The organism is uncultured Sphingobacterium sp. (assembly GCF_964277905.1).
In the GTDB taxonomy this organism is placed as follows: Bacteria; Bacteroidota; Bacteroidia; order Sphingobacteriales; family Sphingobacteriaceae; genus Sphingobacterium; species Sphingobacterium siyangense.
Window position 1 is genome coordinate 76,779 of record NZ_CAXYKD010000048.1, and the last position, 16,301, is coordinate 93,079.

Genomic DNA, 16,301 nt, shown 5'->3' on the forward strand with positions numbered 1-16,301 from the left:
TTTATTTGCGTATATATCCATGAAACTGTTTTATTTTTTGATAAAATAGCTGGTTTTTTATTGTTTTCTGTCCTAAGTGTAAAATCTGAAAATCAACACAAGGCATCCACCGCTGTAATCTCTTTTTTATCTTATCTTCGTCCGAATTTAAGATAACGGCGGAAGGGTAGAAGAGCATTAGGGAAATGAAGAAAGTGCTAATTTTGATGGGTGTTTTATTGATACCCATACTTTTTATTATACTGAATAATACGGGCCGGGGAACAGTCGCTAAAGATAATATTGTGTTTCGGGATAAATTATCTGATTACAATTTATTCAAGGGCAAAATTGCTGATCTTGTTCCAAATGACCAGGGGGTCTCTTATGAATTAGCTTCGGCCCTATTTACAGACTATACCGATAAAAAGCGTGTCATCTTTCTTCCTAAGGGACGAAAAATGATCGCCGCAGACGATGGTTTGCCCAGCTTCCCCGATGGTACCATCATTGCCAAAACTTTTTTTTATCCTCCGAGAGATGCGGTAGGGGACTCGAGACAGCGGCTGCTTGAAACGCGGCTTTTGATTCATAAAGACGGACAGTGGAACGCAGCTACCTATCAATGGAATGCGGCCCAAGAGGAAGCTTTTCTGTTGATGGACAGTGCTTCCGTGCATGTCTCCTTTTTGGACAACAAAGGTGTTGAGCGACAAACAAATTATATTATTCCTTCCCGAAAGGATTGTATGGCATGCCATCGACAAGGAAATCATTTGCTCCCGATAGGTCCGAAGATCAGAAATCTAAACCGGATAATCGTTCACGATGGTGACAGTATCCAGCAATTGGTCCGGTTGACTCAGATGGAGGCACTCGATCTGAAATCGTTCAAAGTTTCCAATAGTTTGCCCGGTTATGAGGATATTGGTCAATCGACTGCAAATCGTGCCCGAGCTTATCTCGAGATCAATTGCGCCCATTGTCACAACCCTAAAGGAACGGCTTATATGACCATGCTGGATCTGAGGTATGAAAGCCCGTTGAATGAAACTGGGATTTGGTTAAAACAAGCTAAGATTATTGGACGGATGTCTACATTGGGAGAGATGCATATGCCTCAAAAGGGGACTACTGTACTTCATGATGAAGGAATACTGCTGATTAAAACCTATTTAGAAACACTACAATAGAATCTTCTTGCTTATCCCTAATCGACAATCTTTTAAGCCTGCCAGCTCGCTTTTATAGCCCCGCTGCATATCCTATTTATTTCTTTTAATAAAATCTATAGAATTAGTAGATTATGTTAAAATTACTTCTATATTTGTGAGAAGATAACAGGTCGCGAATGAAAACATGTATTACTTTTCAGCGTGGCGAATTAACACATTATTATGGAACATATCAATATTAGTAAAAGCACATTTTTCGTAAGTATTACTGCAAAGTCTTTGAAGGCTAAATCCCCTGATGTAAGAAAGATGCGAATGTGCCATATAGGATAATTTCCCTTATCTTTTCTCAAACTGACAGCAGGGGAGGCGCTCGCTTCCCCCCATGTCTTCAAAATAAAAACAAGTTTTCGATTGGCGTTGGCACTTGTTCGTATTCACCATTAACACTTTATCTATGAAAAATCTTAGGGTACTCCGGTATTCTACCTTGTCGCTATGTTTACTATTATCTGGCGTTGGGCATCAGGTATATGCGCAAACAGATGTCAGACCGATTATCAATGCATCCTTATCGGGATATGTATATGATAGCCAGCTTAAACAACCTCTTGAAGGCGTAACCATTCAACTCGAAGCCGTAACTCACGTTGTTACAACAGATCAAAAAGGTTTTTTTCAAATTGTAACGGGACAGAAATTACCCTTTTCGATTACACTCTCGCGCATTGGTTACAAAAAAAAGACCGTGTTAGTTTCCGAATCTCCCACGAAAATTGAATTGGATCCAGTTACACAGGACCTTGATGAGGTGGTCGTTGTTGGCTATGGAACGCAGAAAAAAATCTCGTTGACCAATTCAATTGCCAGTATTGATGGTGATAAACTGACGAAAAGACCGATTTCTAATACCCAGCAAGCTTTACAGGGCCTATTGCCGGGGGTAACTGTGCAAGACCTTGGTGGAAAACCAGGACAATCAGCTGCCAATATTCGAATCAGAGGACTGACTACATTTAATACCAATTCGAGCAGCACCAGTGGATATGATCTCAGCAAGAATAATGCTTTGGTCATCGTGGATGGAATTGAACAACCCTGGTCCAAGTTAAACCCCAATGATATTGCCTCAATTTCAGTCCTGAAGGATGCTGCTTCCACGGCGATATATGGATCACGCGCGACCAACGGCGTAATTATTGTAACCACCAAAAGTGCAAAATCTGGACATGTTGTGATTGATTATAATGGCTATTACGCTTTACAGAAATCAATTAATAAGCCCAAGCAGATGGATGCCGTATCCTACCTCCAATTGCAACAGGATGCCTACCGTAATGCGGGACTGGCGGTACCAGCGCGATTTAGTGACGAATCAATTACGGCTTACCAAACGGCAACTGATCGTGAAAAATATCCTTTACCGAATACATGGTTTGACACGCTGTTGAAAACAGCTCCTCAACAAGATCATGCCTTGTCATTCGCTGGTGGAAATGAGATCCTGCGTTCTAGATTGGCCGTTCGTTATAACAAGCAGGATGGTATTATTGAGCATTATGGTGCTGAATTGGCGGATATCCGGCTAAACAACGATTACAAAGCAACCTCTTGGCTTAATTTTACGGGAAGTATAAACTATCGATATAGCAAAGCCGCCGAGCCCGGACGTGATCCGATCAATAACTTTCTCCATGGCTCGATGTGGGTGGTGCCTAAATATGATGATGGTACCTACGGATTAAGTACGCAAGGAAATAATCCTTTAATGTTGATTGAAAAAAGTGGTTTTAAAAAGGTAAATGAAAACTACCTAAGCTCCATCGTTAAAACAGACGTTCAATTAGTGAAAAATTTGTTGTTTACTTCCCAATTTGGTGTTAGGGTAAACTTCAACAACAGCAAAACCTTTTTGAACGCTTTTGACAATAAAGACCGAAATACAGGGATAGTAAAGAGCTTTCCGATCAATTCGTTAACCGAAATTCGTGATAATAGCAGCGAGTATACATGGAACAACCTGTTGACCTATCAGTTGACGACTGGGCCAAATCATATCAAGGCATTAGCTGGGTATTCACAGATTCACAATTACCAAAATTATCTTACGGCCTATCGCGAACGATTCTACAACAATGACATTACCTCTATTGGACAGGGGGCTGACGACGCTACAAAAAATAATAGCGGCTATGATGTGCAGTATGGCTTGCGTTCTTTTTTTGGTCGGGTAAACTACGATTGGAAGGGCAAGTACCTGCTTGAAGTGAATGGCCGCTATGATGGTTCATCCCGTTTTACGGGAGACAAACAATACGGTTTTTTCCCTTCTGCATCAGCAGGATGGCTACTATCCAAGGAAGAGTTTTGGAAACCCATAGGCAATTGGTTGAACGAATTCAAGTTGCGTGCTTCCTGGGGAAAGACGGGAAACCAATCTGTCGACTTGTATAGTTATTATTCGGCCTTAGTTGCAGCAGGATATGATTTTGGGGGTAAATCTGTACAGGGTTATCGGCTGGACAGTTATGCCAATCAGCAATTGGGTTGGGAGTCTACGACACAGTATGACTTGGGTTTGGATGCTGCTTTCCTAAACAATCGCTTGACGTTTACCTTGGATTATTATAACAAGGTTACCGACGATATTTTACTGAATCTGGATATTCCTGCCGTTTTGGGATTAAAACCTTCGCCCCAAAATGCTGGTACGGTACTGAATCGTGGCTGGGAATTCAGTGCAAATTATCAGCAAAGACCAAGCGCTCCTGGGGCTTTTGCGTACCAATTAAATGCAAACTTTAGTATCAACCATAATGAAGTAACAGATCTAAAAGGTACAGGACCCTATATCGCAGGGTCGGATATTGACCCAAGGTATATCATTGCCAAAGGGCTCCCGATCAATACCCTTTGGGGATATAAGACCGACGGTATCTTTCAGTCTGCGGAGGAAATTAAAGCTTATGGTGCTACGTATGCCACCAATACGAAGCCCGGAGATGTGAAATATGTGGATTTGAATGGCGACGGTATTATCAATGCAAATGACATGGCCGCCATCGGGAATTCCTTTCCCAAATATACGTTCGGAATTAATGGGAGTTTCAGTTTTAAAAATTTTGATCTTGATCTCCTTTTTCAAGGAGCAGCGAAAGTTGATACGCGATTGTCCGGTGCATTGGCGGAGATGGGAAATCAGGAAGGATTTACACATGAAATATTTACAGGCAATTATTGGACACCAACACATACCGATGCACGCTTTCCGCGTGTGGTTAAATATGATTTGCGCAATGTCGCAACGTCGGACCGTTTAGTGGTCGATGGTTCTTATCTGCGTTTGAAAAATATACAGGTTGGGTATACAATACCCCTAAATGCAGTTGGAAAGACAGCAATCAACAAACTACGGGTATACCTATCCGCGACAAATTTATGGACAATTTCAAAATTGAACGAATGGAATTTGGATCCCGAAGCGGAATCTGGACGGGCAGTATATTATCCGCAAACTGGACTTTATACACTGGGTGTAAATTTGACCCTGTAGTGTGATTGTTACTATACTATTTAATTGAGGACTCATGAATTTTTACAAATATCTATATCAAAAAGGAAACTGGATTTTCAGTTTCGGACTGTTTTCGCTTATGCTGATGGGCTGTGATAAGAATCTGCTGGATGCCGTACCAACTGATCGTCTGTCGGAGAATATATTTTGGAAGAGCCAAGCCGATGCGGAGCTTGCTGTAAATGCGCTCTACAATGATCTTGATGGAGCAGAAATCTTCTATTCGGATGCATTGACGGACATAGCGCATGTCAATCAGCCTTTCGCTGTGGATGCGTATATCGAGCTTGGTACTTATGACGCTTCAAGCTCCCGATTGTACAATACCTGGAGTAACGCCTATAAAGGAATCGGGGCGGCCAATTATTTTTTGGCGAATGTTGGTAAGATCGAGGGCAGCCGGGATGAAACCCTAATCGCCAGATTTATCGGCGAAGCTCGTGTGTTAAGAGCCTATCAATATATCAAATTGGCCTATTTATTTGGTGGGGTACCTTTGGTAAAAGCGCCGCTGACTTTGGAAGAAGGAAGGGCTGTGCAACGCGCTGACCTTAAAGAAATTTACGATTTTATTGACACCGAATTGGAACTGGCTGCGGCAAGTTTGCCTGAAAGCTACTCCAGTAACGATGTGGGGCGCATAACCCGTTGGGCCGCATTGGGCCTGAAAGCACGGTCAGATTTATATGCAGGGCGATTTGAAGCAGCAGCAAAAGCCGCAAAAACGATTATCGATAGCAAACGATTCGAGCTTTACCCCTTGTATGCAAATCTGTTTACGTATGCGGCTGAAAATAACAAAGAGGTGCTGTTGGATAAGCAATTTCTGGAAAATATATACACACAAAGTGTTTTTAACCTCTTAGCCCCCTATAGCCAGCAAAATGGGCAGAGTACCTATGTGCCTACCAAAGCCTTGATAGATAGTTACGAGACTTCCAGTGGGTTGATAATTACGGATGCCCATAGTGGTTATGATCCCAAAAATCCCTATAAAAATCGCGACCCGCGGCTTGCTTTATCAATTTTTTTGGATGGCGATCCGCTTCCAAATGGAGCTATTTTTCATCCGGCACCCAATAGTGGGACTGCTGATGCTGTGGGGAGTACCTATATTGCTTCCACAACAGGTTTCAATATAAAGAAGTATATCGATAAAAAAGATTTGGCAAACCCCTCAAAAAGTGGGTTGAATATCATGCTATTGCGTTATGCCGAGATATTATTGACCTATGCGGAGGCAAAGATTGAGCTCGGCGAAATTGATGGTAGTGTTTACGATGCCATCAACCAAATTAGAAATTCACGAACTGACGTAAAACTTCCAATAATAAGTAATCAAGTAAATCAGGAACAACTTCGCCAGTTGGTTCGTCGCGAGCGTACGGTTGAACTGGCATTTGAGGGATTGCATCTCGCGGATATAAGACGATGGAAAACTGCTGAAAAGGTTGTTCCTGGTAAAGTGTATGGCATCACCTATCAAAATAACAACGGAGAGGCAGTTGTCGTTGAAGCGGCCTCCGAAAGCCGTGTTTTTGATGCGAAAAAGCATTATCTCTGGCCTATTCCACAACGGGAAATTAACCTCAATCCGAATCTAAAACAGAATCCAAATTGGTAAAAATTGTTATCTTGTGGCACGATTCCAATTAACTCATACAAATATGATGCGATACACTAAACTTATGACCTTTATGGCTTTATTTTTACTGGTGGCTTTTGCCAAAGCCCAGCAAAAAAAGCCTAATATTATCTTGATTCTGACCGATGATCTTGGTTATAGCGACATTGGTTGTTATGGAAGTCCGAATATCTCAACCCCTTTTTTGGACTCGATTGCCAGTAAGGGCGTGAGAGCAACAAACTTTATGGTTTCTACGCCCTCCTGTACACCGTCAAGAGCGTCTTTATTAACCGGAAGATATGCTTCCCGTTATAATCTTCCCGCACCGATTGGTCCTGGATCCAATTTAGGCTTACCTGACGATGAGGAAACGATTGCCGAATTATTAAAAAAGGTAGGCTATAGAACTGCGTTAATCGGGAAGTGGCATTTAGGGGATAAACAGACTTACCATCATCCTAATCAGCAAGGCTTCGATTCTTTCTATGGCATGCTGTATAGCCACGACTACCGCGATCCCTATGTAAAGACAGACTCTATCATTAAGATCTTCAGGAATCGGAAACCCGAAGTCGTTGCGCCCGATGATTCGGACCTGAGCTCACTTTATCACAAAGAAACAGTGAAGTTTATAGAAGACCAAGATAAAGATCATCCGTTCTTTTTATACTATGCGCACAATTTTCCGCATCTTCCTTTGGCATTTGCCAATAAAAAGAACCGATTTGCAGATCAGCAAAATGCAGGCCCACTTGGTGCGGTGATGCAGGAGTTGGATCATAATTTTTCGGAGCTCTGGAAAGCGGTTGAGCGAAAAGGCCTCGCTGATAATACCATTTTGATTTTTTCAAGTGATAATGGCCCTTGGATATCTTATCCATCGCGGATGTCTGACGATCATGCCACAAAAAATTGGCATGTGGGTACCGCAGGTGTCTTCAAAGGTTCGAAAGCCGAAACAACAGAAGGTGGTGTCCGCGTACCTTTCATTGTATATGGCAAAGGCTATGCCCAAGAAGGAAAAGTTATTCGGCAGGCAATAAGCAACTTGGATGTGTTGCCTACTATCGCCAAATGGACTGGTGCATCATTACCGAAGAAATCCATTGATGGCCAAGCTATCGATTCTTTGTTGAATGGGAAATCGGAAGATTTAAAAACAGCACACAGACCAATATTTTTGGTGAATTATGGACATGTTGAGGCTGTTCGGTCAGGCGACTGGAAGTATCGACGGATAGCAGGTGGTGTCAATCAGATTTCGGGCAAACCTTATGATGCTATTGAAGAATTACATAACATTGCCTGGGATCCGAGTGAAAGAACCAATATTTTAAAGGATTATCCAGAAAAAGCGGCGGAATTGCGCATATTGTTTGAAAGCTTTGATGGGAATATGAAATAGGTACACATAACGACAGTTTAACATAAACAAGGCGGCCCTTAAGAAATAAGGGCCGCCTTGTTTATGTTATACAGATGCAATAGATTTAAAGCAATTCAAATTCTTTTTCTTTTACATCGCGACTGTTCGAACCAATATAGACTTTGAAATTCCCTGGTTCGGCAAGATAATTGAGGTTGTTGTCGAAAAATTTAAGATCGTCTACTTTGATGTTAAAGTTGACGGTTTTTTGTTCTCCTTTTTTGAGGAATATTTTTTGAAACCCTTTTAATTCTTTTACGGGACGAGTGACAGAGCCAACTAAGTCCTGGATATAGAGTTGCACCGTTTCTTCCGCATCATAATTTCCGGTATTACTGATGTCGATACTTGCTTGAAGAGTGCCTTTTTCATCGATTGTGTTGCGGTTAAGACGGATGTCGCTATAGGTAAAAGATGTATAACTTAATCCATAACCAAAAGGGTAGAGCGGGGAATTGCTTACATCCAGGTAATTTGATTTGAATTTTTCAAAATCACCCGAGTTTCCATAAGGTCTGCCGGTATTTTTGTGCGCATAATAGATCGGAATCTGACCAACATTGCGTGGGAAGGTGGCTGTAATCTTTCCTGAAGGAACGACATCCCCAAATAAAACATCGGCTACTGCTTTTCCTGTTTCCGTTCCACCAAACCAAACGTTTAATATTGCTGGCACGTGAGCATCTTCCCAGGTGAGCGTTAGCGGCCTACCTGTAAACAATACCAGTACAACTGGTTTTCCTGTTGCTAATAGTGCTTTTAACAGATTTTGTTGATTTTTTGGAATATCCAGTTCTGAGCGACTGGAGCTTTCACCTGACATTTCAGACGCTTCACCAAGTGCGGCCACAACGACGTCGGATTGTTGGGCAACTTTCAGGGCATCAGCAATGATCTCTTCTTCTTTTCGGGAATCGCGTGCTATGGTACGGCCGAACATGGTTGCGTGGTTTTGGTAAATAGGATCCTCCAACAGATTACTTCCGAGATGGGTGAGTATATTTACTTTATTGCCTAACACGGCCTTCATTCCCTCAACTAAAGAGGCCGTTTTGTCCAATTCGGCACTGACACTCCAGGTTCCGGGCATATTTGGACCTGAATTGGCCAATGGGCCAATGACAGCAACTGTTCCTGTTTTTTTTAATGGAAGCACTTGGTTTTCGTTTTTCAACAAAACAAATGACTTTGCTGCAATTTCTCTGGCTTTGGCATGATTGGCAGCCGATCCGATCACAGTTTTTGCACGTTTTTCGTCACAATAACGGTAGGGATCGTCAAATAAGCCTAATTTATACTTGGCTTCCAAAACAAAACGGCAAGCCCTGTCAATATCGGCAATCTTGACTTTTCCAGCATCCAAAGATTTTTTTAGCGTCGTCAGAAATCCTTCACCGACCATATCCATATCAACGCCAGCATTCAGGCTTAATGCAGAAACCTGCTGGAGGTTACCGAGGCCGTGTGCCGCTAATTCGTTTACCGCAGTGTAATCGGTTACGACCAATCCTTTAAAGCCCCATTGCTTCCGTAAGACATCAGTCATTAACCATTTGTTTGCCGAGGCAGGGACTCCATTGATATCATTAAAAGACGTCATAATACTTCCCGCTCCAGCATCTAATGCCGCTTTGTAAGGCGGTAAATATTCATTGTACATGCGGTGGAGGCTCATATCTGTGCTATTGTAGTCACGGCCACCTTCAGCGGCACCATATAAGGCAAAATGTTTAACACAGGCCATCATGGTGTTGTGTGCTGCCAGGTTATCACCTTGGAAGCCATGGACGATGGCTTCGGCAACCCGAGAGCTAAGATAGGTATCTTCACCTGCACCTTCGGAAATACGGCCCCAGCGTGGATCGCGCGAGATATCTACCATGGGCGAAAATGCCCAATTAATTCCATCGGCGGTCGCTTCTTCGGCTGCTATACGTGCAGATTGTTGAATCAGGTTCATGTCCCAGGTAGCGGCAAGACCTAAAGGAATTGGGAACACCGTACGATACCCGTGAATAACATCCATCCCAAAGATGATGGGTATTTTTAACCGGGATTGCTTGATCGCTATTTCCTGTGTTTTGCGGATTTTCGCTGGTGTACTCATGCTGAAAATCCCACCGATTTGACCATTTTTAATTTTCGCTTCTACACCGGTGGATACTGTGGTTCCGGTCGTCGCTTCACCACCGGTTACCAAATTAAGTTGTCCAATCTTTTCCTCGACAGTCATTTTAGCCATAAGCTGATCAATGAACGTGTCCATTTTCTGATTGGATTGAGCCGGACTTGTATGCCAGGCGATCAATGCAAGAAGGAAAGTACCTACTACTTTTTTCATCGTATTATTTTTTTGTGCGCATGGATTTTGCTTCCCTCGCTACATGGTAAGTTTATGTAAAGCGCTCAAGATGATTCTTGAAGCACTTTTATGGGATGTCCTGTTGTTTTCGTGGAAGGAACCATTCTCAACGTGTGACGGATTGAAAATGATTCCACAGACCACTATTTTAAATAAGGACTTGTAAAACCGAGTTTCTTTAGTCCTTGTTGAATTTCTGGGGCCTGCATAAATAGCTCCCAGATTTTACCTGTTCTATAGTTTTCGATCATGACAATAATAGGCCCCTGATCGATGGCTAGATAACGTTGTGGATACCAATTTGCCGTTTCACTGTAGGCGTCATAGTAACCATATTTACCCCAGACTTTATTGCCGAGTTGTTTATCTAGGTATTGCGCAAACTGGATGCTTTCATGTGGGGTGTAGGGCATGGAAGATAAAGCTGCTGTAGGCGAGATCACCCCAGGGTCGTTGTCTGGATGATGTGCATCGTAACCGTTGATGGAATAGCTGGCGGTCCAGCCCCAGCCTTTATCCGAACCGTAACCTTTATAGCCTTTTGGATTTAGGTCTGCATAAGCCAAATTTATCTTGGCATGGTTGCTTGTCGCTTCCCAATAATCTGCATATTGGTCTTTTAATCCTTTGGGACTCAATCCTAAATAGGAGTAATGTTCCCAGAATAACGGGCCCACTTCACCTTCTTTGGCATTGTGCTTCAGCACGAGCGGAATATCGTATTTTTTAGCGGGGCTTTTAATGGCTCCAGATCTTGCCCAACCCTCATGATACACTTGGGGTGCAATAGGGTAGGTCGGTGAGGATGCTGCTAAAATATAGGTAATCAGACATTCGTCGTATCCTCTGACGGGATGATTTTGCTGGAAGTTAAATTTAGGACTCCAATGCCAATAAATAACATTTTGCCCATTTGTGTAATGATTCCAATTGATTTCTTTCCATAATTTATCTGCTTTTTGGGCAACCTGTTGAGCAGAATCACCTTTATCTTTTAGATATTCCCGAATGGCGATTAGGCCTTGGGCTAAGAATGCAGTTTCAACGATGTCGCCGCCATTATCTTTTTCACTGAAGGGTTTCGCTGTACCCAGTTCTCCATCGTACCAGTGCGCCCAGGCTCCTTTAAACCGTTCTATTTTGCCTAGATAATCCATGATGTGATCCAGCTTTTGAACGCCTTGTTCCTGACTGATAAACCCGCGTTCCATGGCGACAATCATACCCATGAGTCCGAAGCCACTACCACCTATGGTCACGATATTACGATCATTTTGGGTATAAACACCATCCATATGGATGCGTTCTCTGGCGAGACCAGAAGTAGGTTCGGCACCCTCCCAAAAATATTGAAATGTATGTTGCTGAATATTGGTCAATAGCGAATCTTCATTGATCTTGCTTCCGCTGGTTGAATCAATCTTAGAGGGACTCTCTGGACTGCTATTAGTAGCATTTTGGCACGAACTGCTGAGAATAAGCGCCAAAGCGATACCGCTAAGTGCTGGATATGCTATTCGTTTTCTCATGGATATGTTGTTTAATTCTTGAAAAAATGTTCAAACGACCATAGGTCGTTTGAACGGAGTTATTTTGTATAAATGATTACCAACCGGTATTTTGAGGCATTTCTGGCGTTTGGATACGTTGATTCTCCGGAATTGGAAAAAGCATCATTTTATCCTGGAACGTTTTTCCATTGGCTGCCATGGCAGTTTTTCCCTGTTTTGTACGAATTAAATCAAACCAGCGGTCGTGCTCAAAAGCTAATTCGAGGCGTCTTTCTTTCCAGATCAACTGGCGGAGCTGTGCTTGGTCGGTTGTCGTTACATTGGCCAATTTTACACGTGTCCGTACCATATTCAATGCGTTTAGCGCTTCGCTGCTATTGCCAGCCTCATTAGCTGCTTCGGCCAGGATAAGATAAATTTCACCCAGACGGAGGTAACGTACGTTTTTATCGCCATCAGCGGCACCTCCATTTGCAGAGGAATACGCTTTTTCATTGTACATTGGATTTTCTACACCATTGTCAATAAGACGGCCATCATACAGGGTTTCGCCTCTGAAAATAATCGTGGCATCGCGACGGATATTGTCTTTTTCGGCATTGAAGGCATCCAATAAGTTTTGACTTGGGATATTAAAACCCCAGCCTAAGTTGACCGCTCCTCCACGAGGTGCCTGTACTTGACTATATTGTTGGATACCATGTGCGATAGAGGTACCCCTTGCTTGAAATTCAAATAATGATTCGGGGCCATTTTCCCCCGCTAAACGCCAAATTGTTGCGTAATCCGGTTCGAGACTGTATCCTCCAGATGTGATGACAGTTTTCGCCATATCAGCAGCTTGTTGCCATTTGCTTTGATACAAATAAACTTTTGACATTAATCCTTGTGCAGCACCTTTGGTTGCTCTACCTAAGTCTTTTGCAGCATAAGCAGATTTGACTGGAAGATTGTCGATAGCAAATTGTAAATCAGCTTCAATATAAGCGTAAACCTCAGCTGCGGGTTCTCTTTTTATTAAATCACGTTCTTGAATAGGAACATCGCCCCATCCACGCACAAGATAGAAGTAGTTCAATGCACGTAGAAAACGGGCTTCGGCAATCAATCTGTTTTTATAAGCTTCGTCTGTCAAACCAAATTTTTCTGTGTATGCAATAGCTTGCGTAGCCCGCCCAATGGATTTATACCAACGTGTCCACATGGAAAGAAAGGAACCTGTTGTTGAAGTGTAAGTCAACTCGTCTAAACTTAGTTTATCACCACCGGCATCTGTAGCTGAACTACCTTTATCCGCATTATCGGAAAGCATGTCCGTGATACCAATGTAAGAGAAAGAATAATCCCAGTCAGTAAACATTCCATATACACCATTAACAAATTGCTCGGGTGTGTAGATTTCTTCACTGTCTTCGGCTTCAACATATTCTTTAGAAGGTACATCTAAGAAGTTGTTGTCTTTGCAGCCTTGCAATGCAATGCCCCCACTAAGAAGAATTGCTATATAAAGTTTGTTAATTTTCATTGTCTTCAAAACTAAGGTGATTAAAATTGCATGTTAAGTCCAAATAAGAAATTACGTGTCGTTGGATAAGCCGAAAGCTCAATACCAGAAGTTAAATTTGGACTACCGTCGCCTGCAAGTTCAGGTGAGAAACCACTATAATTCGTAAATATAAATGGATTCTGAGCAGTAACATATAATCTTAGTTTAGATCTCGAGCTATATAAGTTGTTGAAAGTGTATCCTACGGTGATATTATTGATACGGAAATAAGCGCCCGATTCAAGGAAATAACTCGAAGCCCAATATGCTCTTTCTGCACCAGGATGCTCATTGGTTGAACCTGCGCCAGTCCAGCGATTTTCAAAAGTTGACAACGCGATATTCTCACCGGCATTGGAACGAACACTATTTAAACCATTGTAAACCTTATTGCCTGCAACACCATATCCGGAGACATTAAAATCAATAGCTTTGTAATTAACACCAACATTGATACCATATGTTGAAGTCGGTAAAAATGATCCAAAGAAAACCTTGTCGCGGGAATCGATGACACCATCTTCATTTTGATCCTTGTACTTCAGGTAGCCAGGTTTTGCAGCGCCAAACGATGGGTAATTTTTTACATCTTCGGCGTCTTGGAAGACACCATTTGCTTCAAACATCCACCAGCCATAGATCGGTTGTCCGACACGGAGTTGTTTGGTAATCTCACCATTATTTAAACTACCTCCAGTAGCACGGTCATAGGCAGGAACCACTTCTGTTACTTTGTTTTTGTTGTAGGCATAATTGACGCCGACGGTATAACTGAATTCAGGATTAATACTTTTGTTCCAATTTAAAGCTACTTCAACTCCTTGATTTAGCACTTTAGCGCCATGCGCATAGAAATTTTTCTCTGAAGGAGAAGTGTAAGTTGGCGTTACATCAAGAATAGTATTGGTATTCAGCTTATGATAGTAGTCAATGGATCCTGAAAGCTGATTGTTTAGAAACGCAAAGTCTACGCCAGCGCCTGTTTCTCTGGTTACTTCCCAGGTTAGATTCACGGCAGGAGTGCCATAAGCACTACCATACACCATATTCTGTTCAGGACCGAAAACGTAGTTGTAATTTGAACTTTCTGGACTTGTTAAAATTGTGGATACATTTAACGGGATATCTTGGTTACCTAATTTACCCCAGTTTCCGCGCACTTTCAATAAATTAATCCAGCTGGCATCTTTCATAAAGCTTTCATTGGTTACCGTCCAGCCTAATCCCACCGATGGGAATGTACCCCAGTATTTTCCTGTATTACGGAAAACACTTGATCCATCTCTACGCAATGTTGCCGTTAAATAATATTTGCTATCGTAATTGTACTGTAATCGTCCGAAATAAGAAGCTAAGGCCCTCGGAGTATAAGACGTTTGCAGCGCAACAATACCATAATTGGTTGTTCCTTTTGCAAGATTAATATTCCAGTATTGCTCTTGTTCAGGCACATTATAACCCGTTTGGCTGTTCATGCTGTTAATGTCGTATTTCTCACGTGACATCCCCACAACCGCCTCAAAATGATGCTTGTCAAAATTCTTGTTGAAGGTCAAGAAATTCTCGATAGACCAGCGGAATTGTTCCAGATTTTCATATTTCAGACTATTGTCTACATAGTCAAGGGCTTTTGGATTGTTTTCCTTTAATTTGATGAAATCAGATTCATTCAATAACGTATTTGCATTTAACCATTGATCTTTTACATTATTAAAAATCCGTTGTTTCGAATAAAATTTATTCCCGCCAATACGCGAATTGATTTTCAGATAATCGGTTATTTTGAATTCTCCTTCAAAACTTCCCTGTAGGCGGAGCGTATTTGTTCTTTCATTTTGACGTAAAACCTCATACACTGGATTTCCAATGGAATTTAAGTTTCCGATAGCTTGCCCAGGAGCTGCCTCAATACCGGCAACACCAGTTGTTGTATTTACACGACCTAAACCGTAACGGCCATTATCAAACATCACGGGAGCCAGCGGTGACTGACGATAAGCCGTGGTGAAAGCACTATAGGGCTTGGGCGTTGCGTTTGTTAATGTAAGATTTAAATTTTGACTGAACTTTAGGCGATTGTTTAAAAATTTATATACGTTGTTATTGCGTATGGTATTTCTTACAAATTTGGAGCCATCAAGAATACCATTTTCGGTATAATTGTTTGCGGATACGAAGTAATCAACTTTCTCAGTTCCGCCAGAAATATTAACGGAATTATTAAATACAGAACCTGTACGTAATAATTCGTCATACCAATCTGTATTATATTTTTGATTCTCTGCTAAACGGTACGATCCATTGGTCGAGGTTAGGTATTCATTGGCAAATGTTCTAAACTGGTCAGCGTTTGCCATTTTCACACGATTGAGGACATTTTTTATGCCTGCAAAGCTTTCATAATTGATGTTTGTCGTCCCCGTTTTACCTTTCTTCGTGGTCACGATAATAACACCATTTGCAGCCCGAAGACCGTAAATAGATGCAGAGGATGCATCCTTCAAAACATCCATAGATTCAATATCTGATGGGTTGATATTATTAATATCTGTTTGTGCAATTCCGTCGACAATATAGAGCGGATTCCGTCCTGATAATGCCGTTCCTAAGCCCCGGATAATTACATTGGGTGAGGAACCGGGTGCTTCATTTGCAATAATATTGATACCTGCAGCTTTACCTTGGATGGATTGCATCGCCGACATGGCAGGTTGCTTTGTGATATCGGATGATTTCAAGGAGCTGATCGATCCTGTCAGATCGGCTTTCTTTTGCGTACCGTAACCGATCACCACAACCTCTTCCAGTGCTTGGTTTTGATTTTCTAAGAATACATTGAGTTGCGTTTGATTGCCAATGTAGACGGTTTGCGTGCGATAACCTAAAAAGTTAAAGACCAATGAGTCGGTAGGAGAGGCGTTGATTTGAAATTTCCCCGTTGCGTCGGTTTTTGTAGCTACTGCTTTCCCTTTGATACTGATGGTGACGCCTGGCATGGAGATCATGCTTGAGCCATCTTTGACCACTCCTTGTATGGAAGTTTGTCCATAGGCAACAGATACGACCATGGATGTCAAAAATAATGCGGATAGATTCCTCAT

Annotated in this window: 8 protein-coding genes; 4 read left to right on the top strand and 4 right to left on the bottom strand. The window is 42.0% G+C overall.

All coding sequences use genetic code 11. The features are described from left to right. The first annotated feature begins 185 nt into the window (after positions 1 to 185). The 4 genes from ACHWSC_RS22120 to ACHWSC_RS22135 all read left to right on the top strand — a co-directional run bounded on the left by ACHWSC_RS22120 (position 186) and on the right by ACHWSC_RS22135 (position 7,760). Complete coding sequence (locus tag ACHWSC_RS22120; protein ID WP_394678202.1) at positions 186 to 1,172, top strand: hypothetical protein; 987 nt, start codon at positions 186 to 188, stop codon at positions 1,170 to 1,172. A gap of 439 nt (positions 1,173 to 1,611) precedes the next feature. Next, positions 1,612 to 4,707 (top strand): SusC/RagA family TonB-linked outer membrane protein, encoded by a 3,096-nt coding sequence (locus ACHWSC_RS22125; RefSeq protein WP_394678203.1) that lies wholly within the window; start codon positions 1,612 to 1,614, stop codon positions 4,705 to 4,707. Between the two features lie 34 nt (positions 4,708 to 4,741). Beyond that, complete coding sequence (locus ACHWSC_RS22130; RefSeq protein ID WP_394678204.1) at positions 4,742 to 6,352, top strand: RagB/SusD family nutrient uptake outer membrane protein; 1,611 nt, start codon at positions 4,742 to 4,744, stop codon at positions 6,350 to 6,352. 73 nt (positions 6,353 to 6,425) lie between these two features. After that, positions 6,426 to 7,760, top strand: coding sequence for a sulfatase-like hydrolase/transferase (locus ACHWSC_RS22135; RefSeq protein ID WP_394678205.1), 1,335 nt, complete (start codon positions 6,426 to 6,428; stop codon positions 7,758 to 7,760). An 85-nt stretch (positions 7,761 to 7,845) separates the two neighbouring features. Here the strand turns inward: ACHWSC_RS22135 and bglX are convergent, their stop codons facing one another. The 4 genes from bglX to ACHWSC_RS22155 form a co-directional block, all read right to left on the bottom strand. After that, positions 7,846 to 10,122, bottom strand: a complete 2,277-nt coding sequence (gene bglX / locus ACHWSC_RS22140; RefSeq protein ID WP_394678206.1) for a beta-glucosidase BglX — start codon at positions 10,120 to 10,122, stop codon at positions 7,846 to 7,848. 164 nt (positions 10,123 to 10,286) lie between these two features. Beyond that, complete coding sequence (locus ACHWSC_RS22145) at positions 10,287 to 11,672, bottom strand: glucoamylase family protein (RefSeq protein WP_394678207.1); 1,386 nt, start codon at positions 11,670 to 11,672, stop codon at positions 10,287 to 10,289. Between the two features lie 76 nt (positions 11,673 to 11,748). Beyond that, positions 11,749 to 13,179 carry a RagB/SusD family nutrient uptake outer membrane protein gene (locus ACHWSC_RS22150; RefSeq protein WP_394678208.1) on the bottom strand — a complete coding sequence of 477 codons (1,431 nt, stop codon included), beginning with the start codon at positions 13,177 to 13,179 and terminating at the stop codon, positions 11,749 to 11,751. Positions 13,180 to 13,199: 20 nt separating this feature from the next. Further along, entirely contained in the window at positions 13,200 to 16,301 is a 3,102-nt protein-coding gene (locus tag ACHWSC_RS22155; protein WP_394678209.1) for a SusC/RagA family TonB-linked outer membrane protein, read from the bottom strand.

Coding starts and splice junctions, on each gene's coding strand:
- ACHWSC_RS22130 (WP_394678204.1), top strand. CDS start 4,742: ATGAATTTTTACAAATATCTATATCAAAAAGGAAACTGGATTTTCAGT.
- ACHWSC_RS22135 (WP_394678205.1), top strand. CDS start 6,426: ATGGCTTTATTTTTACTGGTGGCTTTTGCCAAAGCCCAGCAAAAAAAG.
- bglX (WP_394678206.1), bottom strand. CDS start 10,122: ATGAAAAAAGTAGTAGGTACTTTCCTTCTTGCATTGATCGCCTGGCAT.
- ACHWSC_RS22125 (WP_394678203.1), top strand. CDS start 1,612: ATGAAAAATCTTAGGGTACTCCGGTATTCTACCTTGTCGCTATGTTTA.
- ACHWSC_RS22150 (WP_394678208.1), bottom strand. CDS start 13,179: ATGAAAATTAACAAACTTTATATAGCAATTCTTCTTAGTGGGGGCATT.
- ACHWSC_RS22120 (WP_394678202.1), top strand. CDS start 186: ATGAAGAAAGTGCTAATTTTGATGGGTGTTTTATTGATACCCATACTT.
- ACHWSC_RS22155 (WP_394678209.1), bottom strand. CDS start 16,301: ATGAGGAATCTATCCGCATTATTTTTGACATCCATGGTCGTATCTGTT.
- ACHWSC_RS22145 (WP_394678207.1), bottom strand. CDS start 11,672: ATGAGAAAACGAATAGCATATCCAGCACTTAGCGGTATCGCTTTGGCG.